This window comes from Undibacterium sp. GrIS 1.2 (assembly GCF_040544435.1).
Lineage (GTDB): Bacteria > Pseudomonadota > Gammaproteobacteria > Burkholderiales > Burkholderiaceae_D > Undibacterium.
In genome coordinates, this window is the sequence record NZ_JBEONP010000002.1 from 22,075 (window position 1) to 36,924 (window position 14,850).

The following is a 14,850-nucleotide window of genomic DNA, read 5'->3' on the forward strand; positions in this document are numbered from 1 at the left end:
CACATGTCTGACGAAAATCTGCAGCCCGTATTTCAAATTCAACGCGTTTATCTGAAAGATTTGTCGCTTGAACAGCCAAACTCCCCAGCTATTTTTCTGGAACAAGAAGCACCAACGATCGAAGTCGCTCTGGATGTCAGCGCAGCGCCATTAGCCGACGGTATCGTTGAGTCCATCGTGACTGTAACGGTGACTGCTAAGGTCAATGATAAAGTTGCTTTCCTGGTTGAAGGCAAGCAAGCAGGTATTTTTGAAGCACGCAATATTCCTGCAGATCAGTTAGATCCACTGCTGGGTATTGGTTGCCCAAATATCATCTATCCTTACCTGCGTGCCAATATTGCTGATGTGATTTCCCGTGCGGGTTTCCCACCAGTACATTTGTCTGAAATCAATTTTGAAGCTTTCTACCAACAGCGTCTGCAAAATATCGCTGAACAGCAAGCTAAATTACAAGCTGAAGGCGGCGAACAAACACCAGCAACGACACACTAATTGCGCGTGATCGAGTGTTAGCCCGATGAGCTGGTTAATGACTAAATTAGCTTAGTTAATTGACTTAGCTAATTGACTTAGCTGATCGGGTTTAAAGTGGAAATTACTATGCGTCGTTCTCTGATTTTATCTGTACTGTTAGGTATCGCTTCTTGGTCTGGCATCGCCCAGGCCTTGGAGTTTAGAGCTATCGGTGCGTCCCCCGTGATTTTGTATGATGCGCCATCGACCAAGGGCGGCAAGGTGTATGTTGCGCCGCGTGGCATGCCAGTGGAAGTGATTTTGACTTACGGCACCTGGAGCAAAGTACGCGACATGGGTGGCGATTTAAGCTGGGTAGAATCAAAAGAATTGGTCGCGCGTCGCAATGTGGTTGTACGTGTCGCCAATGTCAAAGCCCACTCGGCTGCGGATGAAGCCTCGCCTATGGTGTTTAGCGCAGACAAAAATGTGTTGCTAGAAATGGCCGAGCCGGTGTCATCAGGATGGGTCAAAGTAAAGCACCGCGACGGACAGATTGGCTATGTCAAAGTGTCTGAAGTCTGGGGCGTGTAGCAGGCTGCAAGGTGATCGAAAAAAGGACAGCATGCTGTCCTTTTTTATATACTCCCCTCATTTATAAGAAAATATGCCTTATTGTCCATTGATTCTTTGGACAGTTTATAAATACTATATGGGGTATATATTTAATCTTTATTTGTATTTTCACAACGAGGTCAGGCAATCATGAACATAAGCGTACTTGGCGCTGGTGCCTGGGGCAGTGCATTAGCGATTTCTCTTGCCACTAAAAATCAGGTGTTGCTTTGGGGGCGAAAGCCCGAGCTGATGCAGCAAATGCAGACTCAGCGCGAAAACCAGACCTATCTTGCGGGCTGTCCTTTCCCTACTGATTTACAAGCCACAGCCGATTTTGAGCAGGCTATGGCGCATGCAAGTTCGGCAGATGGCTTGTTGATCATTGCCACCTCGGTATCTGGCTTACGGCCTTTATTGCAGCAATGTCTGCCATTTCAGCCGCAGCATGTGGTCTGGTTGTGCAAAGGGTTTGAAGAGGGCACGCAACTGTTACCGCATCAAGTGGTGCGTCAGGTTTTAGGCGATGCGGTGCAGGCGGGCGCTTTAACCGGCCCCTCGTTCGCGCAAGAGGTTGCTAAGGGTTTGCCGTGTGCACTGACCATCGCTTCTACCTCAGCAGAGCTGTGCCAAAAAGTCGTCAGTGCGGTGCATGGGAATGCGATTCGGGTGTATTCCAGTGATGATGTGGTCGGTGTAGAAGTCGGTGGTGCAGTGAAAAATATTCTGGCCATCGCGACCGGCATTGCTGATGGTTTGGGTTTAGGTTTAAACGCAAGGGCAGCCCTGATGACACGCGGCCTGGCAGAAATCAGCCGCCTCAGCGCCGCTCTAGGCGGACGCGCGGAGACTCTGATGGGTTTGACCGGCGTAGGGGATTTGATTTTGACATGTACCGGAGATTTGTCACGTAACCGCAAAGTCGGTCTGGCGTTGGCGCAGGGTAAATCCTTGTCGTTGATCGTACAAGAATTAGGGCATGTTGCCGAGGGCGTGCGTTGTGCGCAGGCAGTCAAAACTTTAGCCGCCAGTTTGCAGGTGGAGATGCCAATTACCGATGCCGTCGCTGGCGTGTTGTTTGATCAAATTTCTGCGCAGCAGATGATTGCCCGTTTATTGGCGCGTGATGCTAAGCAGGAAGTGCTTTAACTTTATCAATGTTTGACGAAGATATCGAGGACTATGGTTGTGTGTAAGTGCGGCGCAACTTGGGATGATGTAGCACGCGGTTGATCACGGAATCCAGCACGAGCTGGCTACGCAACAACTCCCGGGTTTTTTGTATGCCTAATGTCGGTAAATACAGTATCGCGAGATCGACCACAAACCGGGTACGAATGTCTTTTCTGCGCAAAGATAATTTGCGATGATAAAGTTGTTTGCGGCGTCTGCTTCCTGGCATACATATACCTTAGTCCTAAGACATTGCCTGACATTACATGACGCATCAATCTTAATCTTGTTCGCCTTCTATGGGCAGCTTTTTTGCTAAACGGTTTTGTTCTTGTCGTAGCGCCGACGCAGATTTTTGGTGGCTACCTGCTGCGCGCTGTTTTGCTGCAACGGCAACTGGATTACGTGGTTTGGTTTGTGCAGGGTCAAGTCGAAAGGTCAGCTTCTGGCGTGTGCCTGTCGTTTTATTTGCCATCACTACTCCTTTCTCTTTTTAACTATTGTTTTGAAGTTAAGTTAATCGCTTGCAGTAACAAAGAGTATTAAGATTTATTACCGCAAGCCTCAAGCCAGGCTAAATTTGTATTTGATGCGTGTCAATGGCTATCAATTCAACGCGCAGTAGACATTAAGTAGACACTAAGTAGACATTAAGTCGACGTCAAATCGCCATCAAATTAAATCACAAAACATAGCGTGATAAATCCTCATCTACCGACAATGCCTGCAGCCGCTGCTCTACGTAAGCGGCATCGATCACAATGGTTGTGCCACTATTTTGATGCGCATCGAAGGAGATTTCTTCCAGCAATTTTTCCATCACCGTATAAAGACGTCGGGCGCCGATATTTTCTGTGGTCTCATTGACTGCGTAAGCGATGCCCGCCAGTCTTTGCACGCCCTCATCAGTAAAGTCTATCGTCACGCCTTCTGTCTCCAGCAAGGCTTTGTATTGATGCGTTAAACAGGCGTCGGTACTGGTTAAGATGCGCTCAAAATCGGCAATCGACAAAGATTCTAATTCAACCCGGATCGGAAAACGTCCTTGCAGTTCGGGTATCAAATCAGATGGCTTGGCCAAATGGAAAGCGCCTGAGGCGATAAATAAAATATGATCCGTTTTGATCATGCCGTATTTAGTATTGACCGTAGTGCCTTCGACCAGAGGCAATAAATCACGCTGCACACCAGCACGCGATACCTCGGCGCCACCAGACTCAGAACGTGATGCGATCTTATCGATCTCATCTAAAAATACGATGCCGTTTTGTTCCACATTGTGTATTGCTTGCTGTTTCAGCTCGTCTTCATTGACCAGCTTGCCGGCTTCTTCTTCGATCAAAATTTTCAGAGCATCTTTAATCTTGAGCTTACGAGATTTTTTGCGTCCGCTACCAATGCCGGAGAACATGGATTTGATCTGCTCAGTCATTTCTTCCATGCCGGGTGGTGCCATGATCTCCATGGTGGGCGCGGTCTCGGCTACTTCGATATCGATTTCTTTATCGTCTAATGTACCTTCACGCAGACGCTTGCGAAAAATTTGTCGCGTATTGTTATCCGCAGTTTTGCCAGCCTCTTTTTCTGCATTGTCTGCTGACACTGCAATAGTTTCAGACACCTCTTTATTGGGACTAAAACCAAAATCACGGGCAAGTGGTAGCAAAATATCCAGGATACGATCTTCCGCCGCATCTTCAGCACGGGCACGTACTTTGCGAGTTGCTGCTTCGCGGGTTTGTTTGATACCGATATCCACCAAGTCGCGGATAATCGTATCTACGTCGCGGCCAACATAACCGACTTCGGTAAATTTAGTAGCTTCGATTTTGATAAAAGGCGCATCTGCCAGTTTTGCTAGACGACGTGCAATCTCGGTTTTACCAACACCAGTCGGTCCTATCATCAGAATATTTTTAGGCGTGATTTCATGCCGTAATGGTTCCGGGACTTGTTGTCTGCGCCAGCGGTTGCGTAATGCAATGGCGACGGCACGTTTGGCGCGGGCTTGGCCAACGACATGTTTATCGAGTTCAGAAACGATTTCTTGCGGGGTCATATTCATGGTGCGATCCAAATCAGTCGAGAGTTTCTATCGTGTGGGATAAATTGGTATAAATGCACAATTCGCCAGCGATCGTCAGTGATTTTTTCACGATCTCGATAGGGGATAAATCGGTATTTTCTTGTAAAGCTTTGGCAGCTGACTGGGCAAATGTGCCGCCAGAACCAATCGCGCCGATGCCGTCCGTCGGTTCCAACACATCGCCATTACCGGTGATGACGAGCGTAGTCTCTTTGTCAGCGACCAGTAGCATCGCTTCCAGCCGGCGCAGCATGCGGTCGGTGCGCCAGTCTTTGGCAAGTTCGACCGAGGCACGCATCAAGTGGCCTTGGTGTTTTTCCAACTTGGCTTCAAACCGTTCAATCAGCGTAAAAGCATCCGCAGTACCGCCTGCAAAACCGGCTAATACTTTGTTGTGATACAGCTTGCGCACTTTACGGGCAGTACCCTTCATGATGATATTGCCGAGTGTGACTTGGCCGTCGCCACCGAGTGCGACCAGATTGCCGCGTCGTACCGACAAGATGGTGGTGCCGTGAAATTGTTCCATGTGATCCTCGAATAATGATGTGCAGGTAGCGATTATCCGTTGGCGAGCTCGCCAAACTTGATATGCTTAAGCTAATAATGGCGTGCTGATTGTTTTAGACAGCCTTCGATCGCGTTGGATAGAAATGGGGCTAGGTCTTCAAATTACAAGATAGAGCAGAAAGCAGAGGTGGCTTGCAACTTTGACGCGTGCTAATAGCTTATTAATTAATGCTTGCGAGGGAAGATGGTAGCAACGCTTTTCAAACCCATGGCGTTAAACAAGGCCATGACTAAGTAGTTAACTTCCACAAATTGAATGTGATTATCTCTAACAACCGCGATGGGTACCAGGCCATTGAGTAACTGTGCAGAAGCACCAAATTCGACTCGGTCTAAACGTGAACAATCTAATACTATTTGGTTGTACATTTTGGAGTGTTCGGTAATTTGCGCGATCAAAATATCGGTTTTACCTTCAATCACTGCTGGCATCATAAACCGATGGGCTGATTCTGTTTCGAGCTGAATTTCTGGAAATGAAGTGGTGACTTTATTCTTTGGCGCTTCAAAAGAAGGAGGGGAAACTTCGAAGGTAATGCAGTAATCCATACTGACTTCTTCAAATGCTTTTTCAAAATGCAGTAGTTGCAAAATTTCAAGCAATAGCAACCACGGTGCTTCGGTTTCGTCACGCCTGCCAACTTGCAGTATCGCGCGGATGTTATCCGCTAGGTCTTGTGCTGCAACTAACATTAAGTCATGTTTAGTTTTTTTCAGATTTTTGAGTGCACGCAATAACAAGCCACAGCCGACTGCATCGACATTTTTTACGCGAGTAAAATCCAGTTTAATACTTTGACTTTGCTTGCTGACTTGTTGCAAGCGTTCCAGCAATTTGATGATGTTGCCATCTAGCTGCCCAGGGAAAGAAATATTTGCCGTTGTCTGATTTGTATCATCGCCTGATTTGTCCATCTGGTAGCGTGAATCATGCCAAATCGGTGGCGACATCTCGTATTTACTGGCGTACTCCAATGACAGACGGTCAAACTGGGCTTGATTGTTTGAAATTTCGTACAGATCAAACAGCATGTACCAGCCAATTTGTTCTGCTTGACCCAAATTTCTATTATGAATCGCAGCCTGCAGCATTTGTTCGGCAACTTCTTTTTGACCGCTGGCGAATAAAATCGCCGCTTCTTCTAGTAAGGGAACAGACTCTGTCTCTGCCAGATCTGCGGTCATTAAATCGGTATGCTGTTCCAACAAATAATCTGTAGTAGGCATTGCCAGAGGCAGCGTACTTTGGAAGTCTGTAATCGGCTCAGTTGCCGAAGCAGGTTTGTTGGCAGAATTGGCTTTTGCATCAGGAGTTGTTTTATTGGGCAGTACATTTTTTGTTTTACCCATGTCACGCGACATTTCAAATTCTATCGCATCAATTTTGCGCGCTGTTGCTCTAGCCATATGGCGTTGAGCCATGATGGAATTTGATTGTGCGTCGTCACTGGACGTCACCAAGATATCCGTATTGCCGCTTTTAGAACGTGTTTTTTTGGCAGAAGTTTTCAGCGCGGAGTCTTTCTCCTGCTGACCATTCTTTTTGCCGAAAAGTGAAAAAATCCCCACGTTATTCCTGAATATAAAAAGACAAAATGTATCTTTTATTTTGATTAAAAAATAATCTTAATTTGTGCTGAACGTCATTCACAAACAAGCAATTTTCCGAAGCTAAAGTATAGTCTGAATCATGTAACTATGGTTAGTCACTTATGCTGCCTACACAGGCTTAAGCGTAAATTTCAGTGCATGAATTGTAACGAACTTGAATTATTTCATGTGTAATTGGTTTTACTTTAACCAGCACAATTGATTTTTGAAAAAAAAGAAGCTGTCCTTATCTCTTAATCCTTTGTATTGAACTTAGGCCGAGTTCTGACGATCGTTTGCCATTATTTGTAATAAAAATACACTTTCTATCTTGTCGGTAGCAAAGAAAGCATTAGTTTCAATAACGGCTATCTATTTTTAAAAATTACATCTGCGCAGAACATCACAAGCAGATGCAGGCAATATTTTAGAAAATATTGCCTGCAATCAGTTGTGGTAAAAAACCTACAATTTTATGGCGTGACTGGACTATTTAGCCGGACAGACGGTTCTGCAGGCGTAAAACTCACCGGGTTAGTGAATAAATTTTACGCAAAAAAAGCGCGCAAGGTTCAGTTGCACGCTTCTTTATAAAGTTTGGCTATGACTTAATCGCCGTATAGCTTTTGTTTCATTTCACGTCGTTGCTGCGCTTCTAACGACAATGTTGCCGTTGGACGTGCCAGCAAGCGTGGTACGCCAATCGCTTCGCCAGTTTCTTCGCACCATCCGTATTCGCCTTCATCAATACTGGCGATAGATTGCTGTACTTTTTTCAGCAGTTTGCGTTCACGGTCGCGGGTGCGTAGTTCCAGGGCATGTTCTTCTTCGATCGTGGCGCGATCTGCCGGATCAGGTACCAACACAGTTTCACGCAGGTGCTCTGTGGTTTCGTCGGCGTTTTTAAGCAAATCCTTTTCTAGCTGTTGCAAACGGGCTTTGAAAAAAGCCAGTTGTGCAGCGTTCATATAGTCTTTCTCGCCCATCTTGAGAAGTTCTTCCTCAGTGAGCAGAGCTGCCGGTGCGCTGACTGTAACAGTCGATTTAGGTGATTTAGTTGCCACTTCGCTTACTTTCGATACGACGGGTTAATACATAAGAAATAGCACAATGTTGCATTCAGGCCGCTATTATCCTCCCCTTACTGGCAAAGTAAATGACATCCGTATGAAGTCTGTCGTTGCTTTGCTTGGGCGCTTCAATTAGTTCGCCCCATTCAGTAGCCCGCTAGTTTATACCAAACATAGTCTTAAACCATCAATAAATACGTCTTTGGGCAGATTTTTGCCAATAAACACCATCTTACTCTCACGCAACTCATCATCGCTCCACTTAGCGCCGACATCTGTACCCATAATTTGATGCACGCCTTGGAAAATCACCTTGCGGTCTGCACCATCCATTAACAGCACGCCTTTGTAGCGCAACATGCGTGGTCCGAACACTTGTACCAGTCCGCCCAAAAACTCGTCGAGTTTGCCGGTGTTAAACGGACGATCACTTTTAAACACAAAGGCGGCGATGTCGTCCGAGTGGTGCGCATGATGGTGGTTGTGTTCGTTGTGATGATTGTGCTGATGATCCGCATGATCATGCCCGCAATGCTCGTCGTGTACGTGCTCTTCTTCTTGTTCTGCCTGTAAAAAATCTGGATCAAGTTCTAGTTTGGCATTCAGGTTAAAGCCTTTTAAATCCAGTACCTCGCCGATCGCTACCTGGCCAAAATCGGCAGTGCTGATGGTCGCGCGCGGATTCATACGCACCAGGCGCTGGCGCAGTTGGGCGACTTGTTCCGCATCGACCAGATCGGTTTTGGACAGAATAATTTTGTCGGCAAAACCGACTTGCCGTTGCGCTTCTTCATGCTCATTTAATTGTTGCATGGCGTGACGTGCGTCAACCATGGTGACTACGGCATCCAGCATGTAGTAGCTGCCGACTTCTTCGTCGACAAAAAAAGTTTGCGCTACCGGACCGGGATTTGCCAGACCGGTAGTTTCGATAATCACGCGATCGAAATTGAGTTTGCCTTCGTTCTTTTGCTGAATCAGATTACTTAGTGCGACGATCAGATCGCCACGCACGGTGCAACAGATGCAGCCGTTGTTCATCTCGATAATTTGTTCGTTGCTGTTGTGAACGAGGATTTCGTTGTCGATGTTTTCCTGACCGAATTCATTTTCGATGACGGCAATTTTATGTCCGTGATTCTCTTGCAGAATACGATTCAGCAGCGTGGTTTTCCCTGAACCTAAAAAGCCGGTCAGGATAGTCGTCGGGATTAAAGCCATGTCAATCAAGTCCTTAGTCAATTTTATGTCGCGCAGTCTGCGCACCAACCTTTGATGGTCAGTTCTATATCGTGATTTTGAAAACCTTTGCCCAGCGTCGCTTGCAGCGTCACTTGCAATTGGTCTTGCAGTGAGGGATGGTGATGTGCCTGATTGGTGCAATGCTGTTCTTCATCTAAGCAAAACACTTTGGCGCAGCGGGTGCATTTGAAATGACCATGCTGATGTTGAATGCCGCTGGCAACAATGTGCGGCTGATGATCGCTCCCTGTGTTGTAGCGAAATATTCTGTCGTCACCGGCAATTTTATGCGCCAGACCGGCATCGGTGAGGCAATCCAAAGCGCGGTATAGCGTAACTCTGTCCATGTCGGGCAAAGCATCTTGCGCCTCTTGATGCGATAGCGCACGTCTGGTGTCTAGCAGTACTGTCAATACACTCAGGCGTGCATCCGTCACGCGGATGGCGGCTTGGCGCAACATCGTTTCGGCCAGCGCGCGATCTTGATCCGGTGGCATGCTGGCAGAAATTGGCTGGCTAGATGATGTGGATTTCATGGGCGGGCTGGTGGTGAAATGAGTGAGCTGAGTGTGCGGGTCAAATCTCAATTGAACCGAATGCTAAAAACGCGATGCCATATTATGCCTGAAAATGCAATTGAGTTGCAAAAATGGGTGCTCAGAGCTGGATGGAAATTGGATTTTGCTAAGTGGAATTGCCGCTATCTTGAACGCATAATAAAATATACTCCTATATAGTATATTTTATTGTCCTTATATTCCTTAGTCATCACGAGCTATTTACAAAAAATGGTGGGGAGTATGGTAATTTATTAACTATAAGCTGATCGGCATGGAGCCAAATAGTATCGGCTAAATGCGACTTATTTTTTTGCCCGTGGATGTGCCTGATCATAGACTTTTGCCAGATGCTGGAAATCCAGCGAGGTGTAAATCTGGGTGGCCGCGATGGAACTATGGCCCAACATTTCTTGCACGGCCCGCAGGTCGCCGGAGGATTGCAGCACATGCGAGGCAAAAGAATGGCGCATGACGTGCGGGCTGACATCGGCTGGAATGCCCAAGGATTGGGCATGGGCTTTAATGCGTAATTGCACCAGCCGTACAGAAATCCGGCTACCGCGTTCGCTTAAAAAGAGCGGATGCGGATCGGCTTTCAGCAGGGTAGGACGAATAGCCAACCAGGTTTTGATTGCCTCCAGTGCCGGACGACCGACCGGCACTATTCTTTGTTTATTGCCTTTACCTGTGACATGGACTTCTGCCTGCTGCATGTCCACCCAGCCTTGTGAGCTATGTTCTTTTTGATGAGATTGCAGAGCGTCAAGCGCCACCAGTTCTGACACCCGTAAGCCACTGGAATAGAGCAATTCAAACATGGCACGGTTAGCCGCTTGCGTCGCTGTATCTGAGCGATGTTGCGATACCAGACGCACCGCATCATCGGTACCCAAGGCTTTTGGTAAGGATTTACTTTTTTTCGGTGGTTTGATGCCATCCACCGGATTGGCAATCATCGTAGTTTGCTCTGCCAGCCAGCGATAAAAGCCGCGCCAGCAAGACAGTTTGCGCGCAATCGAACGTGGATTTAAATCTTGCGCATGCAGTTGTGATGTAAAGCGCCGGATTTGATGATGCGATATATCTGTCAAATCACTTTCAGCTGCAAACTTGAGCAACTCGGCTAAATCTAACCGGTAACTTTCCACCGTATGAGGTGATAACTGCCGCTGCGACCGCAACATCTCCAGATAGTCTGTAATGCGGTTTTGTTGCGCCTCAGTGGACATGATGTTGAATTCTTAGTGAGCAGTTTTAAGATATGAGCGACATCGACGAAATTTATATTGCTATTACGATAGGCTCGTTAAAAAGTAATCGCATCATTTCATATACCGGTTAATCAACTAATCAATCAGACAGCTCAGTGCAGCGCTGCTGGTGTCTGCAATTTTGACTAAAAAATCGGTCGCCATTTCTTTGGTAAAACGAGCTGGGTCGGGAGAGCCAAGTACCAGCAAGCCAAAGGTGTTCGGTGAGCCGGCTCCTAGCGAAATACGTAAAGGTAGCATCGCGACGGATTCAATTTTCTCGTCTGTTTCTATCCAGGTTGATGCTTCAAAATCTTGATTTTTCCCGCAGAAAGGCGTGCCTAATCCTTTGGCGAATAACTGTGCGTCTTCGCTTACCTCTTCTGCAAACCAGGTATGCGAAAAGTCTTCAGCGACTTGCCACAAGCGCAGCGTTGCGTAAGGCAAAGAGAAAATATCTTGCAAGCCTTGTGTCAGCACATACGGGAGTTCGACGTCGTTACGTGCTAATAGTAAAGAGCGCGTCCATGTCTGAAACTTGGTAGTGATCGCATCGTTTTCTTGAGCGATGCGCATTAACTCTGCCATGCGCAGTTCCAGCACTTTATATTTTTCACGCACGACTTCCATTTGCCGCTCTTGCAGCGAGATGGCGCGCCCGAGTACTGGGCTAGTCAGTTTAACGCTGGATAAAAGCTCAGCATGCTCTTCAAAAAAGTGCGGATGGCTGACGAGGTAAGTGGCGATATCGGTGGAGTTCATGCTTAAAACTTTATAAATGTTCGGTAGCGAATTTTGCATAATTCTATGCAAAAAATGATGCAAAGATAACTGCAGGGTTTTGGTGGTACGGACTGCCGAAAATACATTGATAGATACATTGGCCAATACATTAGAACTCAATGTTATGTGAATGTCTTAAATATCAATTTCACCTTCATACACAGTGACTGCCGGACCGCTTAAAAATACCGGTTGGCCTTCACCTTGCCAGGCAATTGACAGCTCGCCGCCCTGCATACTGACACGGACTGGCGATGTCAGCAAACCACGGCGTATACCAGCGACTGCTGCCGCGCAGGCACCAGTGCCGCAGGCCAGAGTCTCGCCAGCGCCGCGCTCAAATACGCGCAGACGAATATGCTGCGCATCTAGCACTTGCATAAAACCAGCATTCACCCGTTTAGGGAAGCGCGGGTGATGTTCAATCACGGGTCCGTCAAGAGCGACCGCAGCGGTGTCGGTATCGTCCACCACTTGAACCGCATGCGGATTGCCCATAGAGACGACTGAGGAAAGCGCTGCTTTGCCATTGATCAATAAAGGCCAGAGCGAGTCGTGTCCTTGGGGTGTCGCGTTTAGTCCGGCAGCATCAAATGGTACGGCAACTGCATCAAGTATCGGTGCACCCATGTTGACCGTAATACGGCCGTCGGCCTCTAAGCGCGGCTCAATAATGCCCGACATGGTTTCTACTTTGATGGCCGATTTAGAGGTCAGTTTTTTGTCGATAACAAAACGCACAAAAGCGCGTGAGCCATTGCCACATTGCTCGACCTCGCCGCCATCTGCGTTATAGATACGGTAGCGGAAATCAATCCCTGCGGTGTCAGAGCGTTCGACCACCAGGATTTGATCGGCGCCAACACCAAAGCGGCGATCAGCCAGCAATTTCCACTGCTCAGGCGTAAATGAAATAGCTTGATTGATGGCGTCAATCACAACAAAGTCGTTACCTGCGCCATGCATTTTAGTGAATTTGAGTTTCATCGTTTTATTATAACTTGCTTGATGTTGGTTCTAGCGCTGATCAAAGGTTTGCCGCTACTACTTTAGCCGTGACTTACCCGTCAACCTTAGTGCAAAGGGAAAATTTCTGCGTTTGGTATCGGTCTAATATCGGTCTGGCATCGGCCTATCTTGGGCTCAAATATTTGGCTGCATTGATCAAGATTAATAAGCATACTCCATATTAGTATATATAGAGTGTCCATAACTAAATTGACCTTCATGCCATAAATGGAAAAAAATAGGGGAGTATATTGATTAGCGTGGCTCGGTTTATAAATCGCCGATGAATCTTCCTGAGGATGTTATCGATGATGGTAGCAACATTTTTAGCGCAAATGCGCTAGCTTTTCGCCGGCATAAGTTAGCCAAAACAGTGATCGCCACTGATGCCCTCGTCGGCAGTCTTCGCTAATTTCAGGCAATCTTAGACAATTTTATACACGCCGCAACCTAGGACGACATCTTTGGAAACCGGCACGATGTACGATGTTTTCGTATCCACATTCTTTGTATTCGGGTTCAAAATCGTGTAATCAACCCAGCCGCCGCTGCGCGGGATTGCGAAGGCGTCAGCAACTAATTTGCGACCATCCAATCCGGTGACTTGTAGCAGATTGACTTGTAATTTAGACGAATTCCCGGCAAAGGCTATGTATTGGCCGCTACGGTCAAAGGCAAATACGTACATGTCGCGGTCGGCAAATTGGTGATTTTTATCGGCGGTAATGAGCTGCAGCGCAGCTTTACCGCTGTTTTGGTAAAGCGCCACTGCTTTTTTAACCAAGGCATATGCTTCATCTGCCGTGCCTTGCCGCAGTTTGAATGAGGACACCGCTTTCGATAAGGCGGTAGCGCGATCTTCCAGATTGATGGACGCATTTTTGGCTTCTTCTGCCATCTGACCATTGCTTTGGGTGATCTCATCTAGATGGCGTATCGCCTCTGAGATTTGTGCCAAGCCATTGCTTTGTTCTTCTGAGGCGGTAGAAATGGAGTTGATATTGCCTGCCAGATTACGGATGCCATCCACAATATCGGCCAGCGTGGTGTTGACCTCGTTAATCTGCGAGACACCTGTTTTAACCCGATTGACGGAATCATCAATCAGCAATTTGATCTCTTTGGCCGAGCCAGCACTACGTTGCGCCAGATTGCGCACTTCGGCCGCGACTACCGCAAAGCCACGCCCTTGTTCACCTGCGCGTGCCGCCTCAACCGCCGCGTTAAGAGCGAGAATATTGGTCTGGAATGCGATGGTATCAATCAGGCTGACGATTTCTTGCATATTCAACGCACTGGTTTGGATGCCATTCATAGATTCGACCGCTGCGTTCATGGTGCTGCTACCCGATTCTGCAATCAGACGGACATTGGCGGCGAGAGTATCCACCGATCTGGCGCTGGCGGCATTTTTTTGTACGGTTTCCGCTAGGTCTTCTACGCTGGCAGAGGTTTGTTCCAAGCTGGATGCCTGCTGCTCTGTGCGAGTGGATAAGTCGCTGATGCCATTCGCCAGTTGATGACCCAGTTGGGACACCATGCTGGAATTGGTTCTTATATTAGCGACCAGTGCCGACAAGTTGTAATTCATCGTCTCTAAAGTTTGCCCCGTGGTGGCTAACTCATCTTTTCCAATGACGATCACTTGTGTCGTCAGATCGCCCGAGGCACCTGATTTGGCGGCGAGGGTGACGGCAGCTAATCCCTGCAAAAACGAATGATAAAATCCATAAAACAAATACGCTACCAGTAACAACACTATCAGCGCGATTGCGCCAGCGGAATTGCGCTTAAAACGCAAGTTCTCGCTGCGCTCAAGTATGTTGGTAGCTTTATTCTGTTCGGTCTGGCTGGTTTGTATAGCTGGTGAGGCGACTTGACTATCTGCCATTACGCTTTGAAGTTCTTGCTGATAATTAGAAATGATATTGACGCTCAGAAGCAACATCGGTAATACAAACACAGCTGCCATACACAATAATTTGGCGCGCAAACTGAACTTGCCCATGATCATGCTAGACGGAGCCATAAAGCGACTGACAAGCTGTTGGAGAGTTGCCATGCTGTCCTCTTTAATAGGTTGTAGTATTAGCTAATTCGTTTCAGTGATTTTCTTACTGACAATATAGTTCAAAATCATTGTCGCAGATTTTTAAGCCGATTTAATCGATTCCCGTATCCGTATTGAATTTTGTGGGACAGTGGTAGCAAAGCTGCGTCCTAGTTTTAAAGCGACTTTATCAAGCGCGACCTCATCGGTACGCCGGGGCGCGGCTTAGCGGGATTTCGTTTTGGTTTAATTTTGGCTTAATTTTGGTTTCGTTGAGATAGCATACAAAAACCAGTACACTTCTTTCATCTGTCAGTCATACTGTACTGGTCTATTTGTGCTGTACTGTCCATTGAGACGGGCAGTACACCATGTTAGTGTGCGAGGCATCGTAATC

At 47.2% G+C, this 14,850-nt stretch carries 14 protein-coding genes and 1 pseudogene; 3 read left to right on the forward strand and 12 right to left on the reverse strand.

The annotated features are described in order from the left end of the window. Positions 1-3: 3 nt before the first annotated feature. The 3 genes from secB to AAKU61_RS01110 all read left to right on the forward strand — a co-directional run bounded on the left by secB (position 4) and on the right by AAKU61_RS01110 (position 2,220). Positions 4-495 carry a protein-export chaperone SecB gene (gene secB / locus AAKU61_RS01100; RefSeq protein ID WP_322120939.1) on the forward strand — a complete coding sequence of 164 codons (492 nt, stop codon included), beginning with the start codon at positions 4-6 and terminating at the stop codon, positions 493-495. Positions 496-603: 108 nt separating this feature from the next. After that, entirely contained in the window at positions 604-1,050 is a 447-nt protein-coding gene (locus AAKU61_RS01105) for an SH3 domain-containing protein (protein ID WP_322120940.1), read from the forward strand. 171 nt (positions 1,051-1,221) lie between these two features. Next, a complete protein-coding gene (locus AAKU61_RS01110; protein WP_354328898.1) occupies positions 1,222-2,220 on the forward strand; it encodes an NAD(P)H-dependent glycerol-3-phosphate dehydrogenase in 999 nt (332 codons plus the stop codon). Between the two features lie 31 nt (positions 2,221-2,251). On the opposite strand, the gene AAKU61_RS01115 is transcribed toward AAKU61_RS01110, so the two are convergent. From AAKU61_RS01115 to AAKU61_RS22645, 12 genes and pseudogenes are all read right to left on the reverse strand, one after another. Further along, positions 2,252-2,473 carry a hypothetical protein gene (locus AAKU61_RS01115; protein WP_354328900.1) on the reverse strand — a complete coding sequence of 74 codons (222 nt, stop codon included), beginning with the start codon at positions 2,471-2,473 and terminating at the stop codon, positions 2,252-2,254. Between the two features lie 51 nt (positions 2,474-2,524). After that, positions 2,525-2,719 carry a hypothetical protein gene (locus tag AAKU61_RS01120; protein ID WP_322120943.1) on the reverse strand — a complete coding sequence of 65 codons (195 nt, stop codon included), beginning with the start codon at positions 2,717-2,719 and terminating at the stop codon, positions 2,525-2,527. Positions 2,720-2,926: 207 nt separating this feature from the next. Then, entirely contained in the window at positions 2,927-4,309 is a 1,383-nt protein-coding gene (gene hslU / locus AAKU61_RS01125) for an ATP-dependent protease ATPase subunit HslU (protein WP_354328902.1), read from the reverse strand. 13 nt (positions 4,310-4,322) lie between these two features. After that, positions 4,323-4,859: an ATP-dependent protease subunit HslV gene (hslV, locus tag AAKU61_RS01130; RefSeq protein ID WP_322120945.1), complete on the reverse strand. Its 537-nt coding sequence runs from the start codon at positions 4,857-4,859 to the stop codon at positions 4,323-4,325. A 206-nt stretch (positions 4,860-5,065) separates the two neighbouring features. Then, entirely contained in the window at positions 5,066-6,469 is a 1,404-nt protein-coding gene (locus AAKU61_RS01135; RefSeq protein WP_354328904.1) for an STAS domain-containing protein, read from the reverse strand. Positions 6,470-7,098: 629 nt separating this feature from the next. Beyond that, a complete protein-coding gene (gene dksA / locus AAKU61_RS01140) occupies positions 7,099-7,503 on the reverse strand; it encodes an RNA polymerase-binding protein DksA (protein WP_322121674.1) in 405 nt (134 codons plus the stop codon). A 219-nt stretch (positions 7,504-7,722) separates the two neighbouring features. Continuing rightward, positions 7,723-8,781: a CobW family GTP-binding protein gene (locus AAKU61_RS01145; RefSeq protein WP_354328906.1), complete on the reverse strand. Its 1,059-nt coding sequence runs from the start codon at positions 8,779-8,781 to the stop codon at positions 7,723-7,725. Positions 8,782-8,804: 23 nt separating this feature from the next. Next, a complete protein-coding gene (locus AAKU61_RS01150) occupies positions 8,805-9,338 on the reverse strand; it encodes a Fur family transcriptional regulator (protein WP_354328908.1) in 534 nt (177 codons plus the stop codon). Between the two features lie 326 nt (positions 9,339-9,664). Then, on the reverse strand, positions 9,665-10,591 hold the full coding sequence (gene xerC / locus AAKU61_RS01155) for a tyrosine recombinase XerC (RefSeq protein ID WP_323492324.1): 927 nt from the start codon (positions 10,589-10,591) through the stop codon (positions 9,665-9,667). A gap of 117 nt (positions 10,592-10,708) precedes the next feature. Continuing rightward, a complete protein-coding gene (locus AAKU61_RS01160) occupies positions 10,709-11,374 on the reverse strand; it encodes a DUF484 family protein (RefSeq protein ID WP_354328910.1) in 666 nt (221 codons plus the stop codon). A gap of 156 nt (positions 11,375-11,530) precedes the next feature. Further along, complete coding sequence (gene dapF, locus AAKU61_RS01165; RefSeq protein WP_354328912.1) at positions 11,531-12,382, reverse strand: diaminopimelate epimerase; 852 nt, start codon at positions 12,380-12,382, stop codon at positions 11,531-11,533. A gap of 445 nt (positions 12,383-12,827) precedes the next feature. After that, positions 12,828-13,769 (reverse strand): annotated as a pseudogene (locus AAKU61_RS22645) (methyl-accepting chemotaxis protein); the annotation flags it as partial. Positions 13,770-14,850 lie beyond the last annotated feature (1,081 nt).

What these genes read in the sequence shown, in the direction of transcription:
- secB (WP_322120939.1), top strand. Translation starts at nt 4, where the DNA reads ATGTCTGACGAAAATCTGCAGCCCGTATTTCAAATTCAACGCGTTTAT.
- AAKU61_RS01105 (WP_322120940.1), top strand. Translation starts at nt 604, where the DNA reads ATGCGTCGTTCTCTGATTTTATCTGTACTGTTAGGTATCGCTTCTTGG.
- AAKU61_RS01110 (WP_354328898.1), top strand. Translation starts at nt 1,222, where the DNA reads ATGAACATAAGCGTACTTGGCGCTGGTGCCTGGGGCAGTGCATTAGCG.
- AAKU61_RS01115 (WP_354328900.1), bottom strand. Translation starts at nt 2,473, where the DNA reads ATGCCAGGAAGCAGACGCCGCAAACAACTTTATCATCGCAAATTATCT.
- AAKU61_RS01120 (WP_322120943.1), bottom strand. Translation starts at nt 2,719, where the DNA reads ATGGCAAATAAAACGACAGGCACACGCCAGAAGCTGACCTTTCGACTT.
- hslU (WP_354328902.1), bottom strand. Translation starts at nt 4,309, where the DNA reads ATGAATATGACCCCGCAAGAAATCGTTTCTGAACTCGATAAACATGTC.
- hslV (WP_322120945.1), bottom strand. Translation starts at nt 4,859, where the DNA reads ATGGAACAATTTCACGGCACCACCATCTTGTCGGTACGACGCGGCAAT.
- AAKU61_RS01145 (WP_354328906.1), bottom strand. Translation starts at nt 8,781, where the DNA reads ATGGCTTTAATCCCGACGACTATCCTGACCGGCTTTTTAGGTTCAGGG.
- AAKU61_RS01150 (WP_354328908.1), bottom strand. Translation starts at nt 9,338, where the DNA reads ATGAAATCCACATCATCTAGCCAGCCAATTTCTGCCAGCATGCCACCG.
- xerC (WP_323492324.1), bottom strand. Translation starts at nt 10,591, where the DNA reads ATGTCCACTGAGGCGCAACAAAACCGCATTACAGACTATCTGGAGATG.
- AAKU61_RS01160 (WP_354328910.1), bottom strand. Translation starts at nt 11,374, where the DNA reads ATGAACTCCACCGATATCGCCACTTACCTCGTCAGCCATCCGCACTTT.
- dapF (WP_354328912.1), bottom strand. Translation starts at nt 12,382, where the DNA reads ATGAAACTCAAATTCACTAAAATGCATGGCGCAGGTAACGACTTTGTT.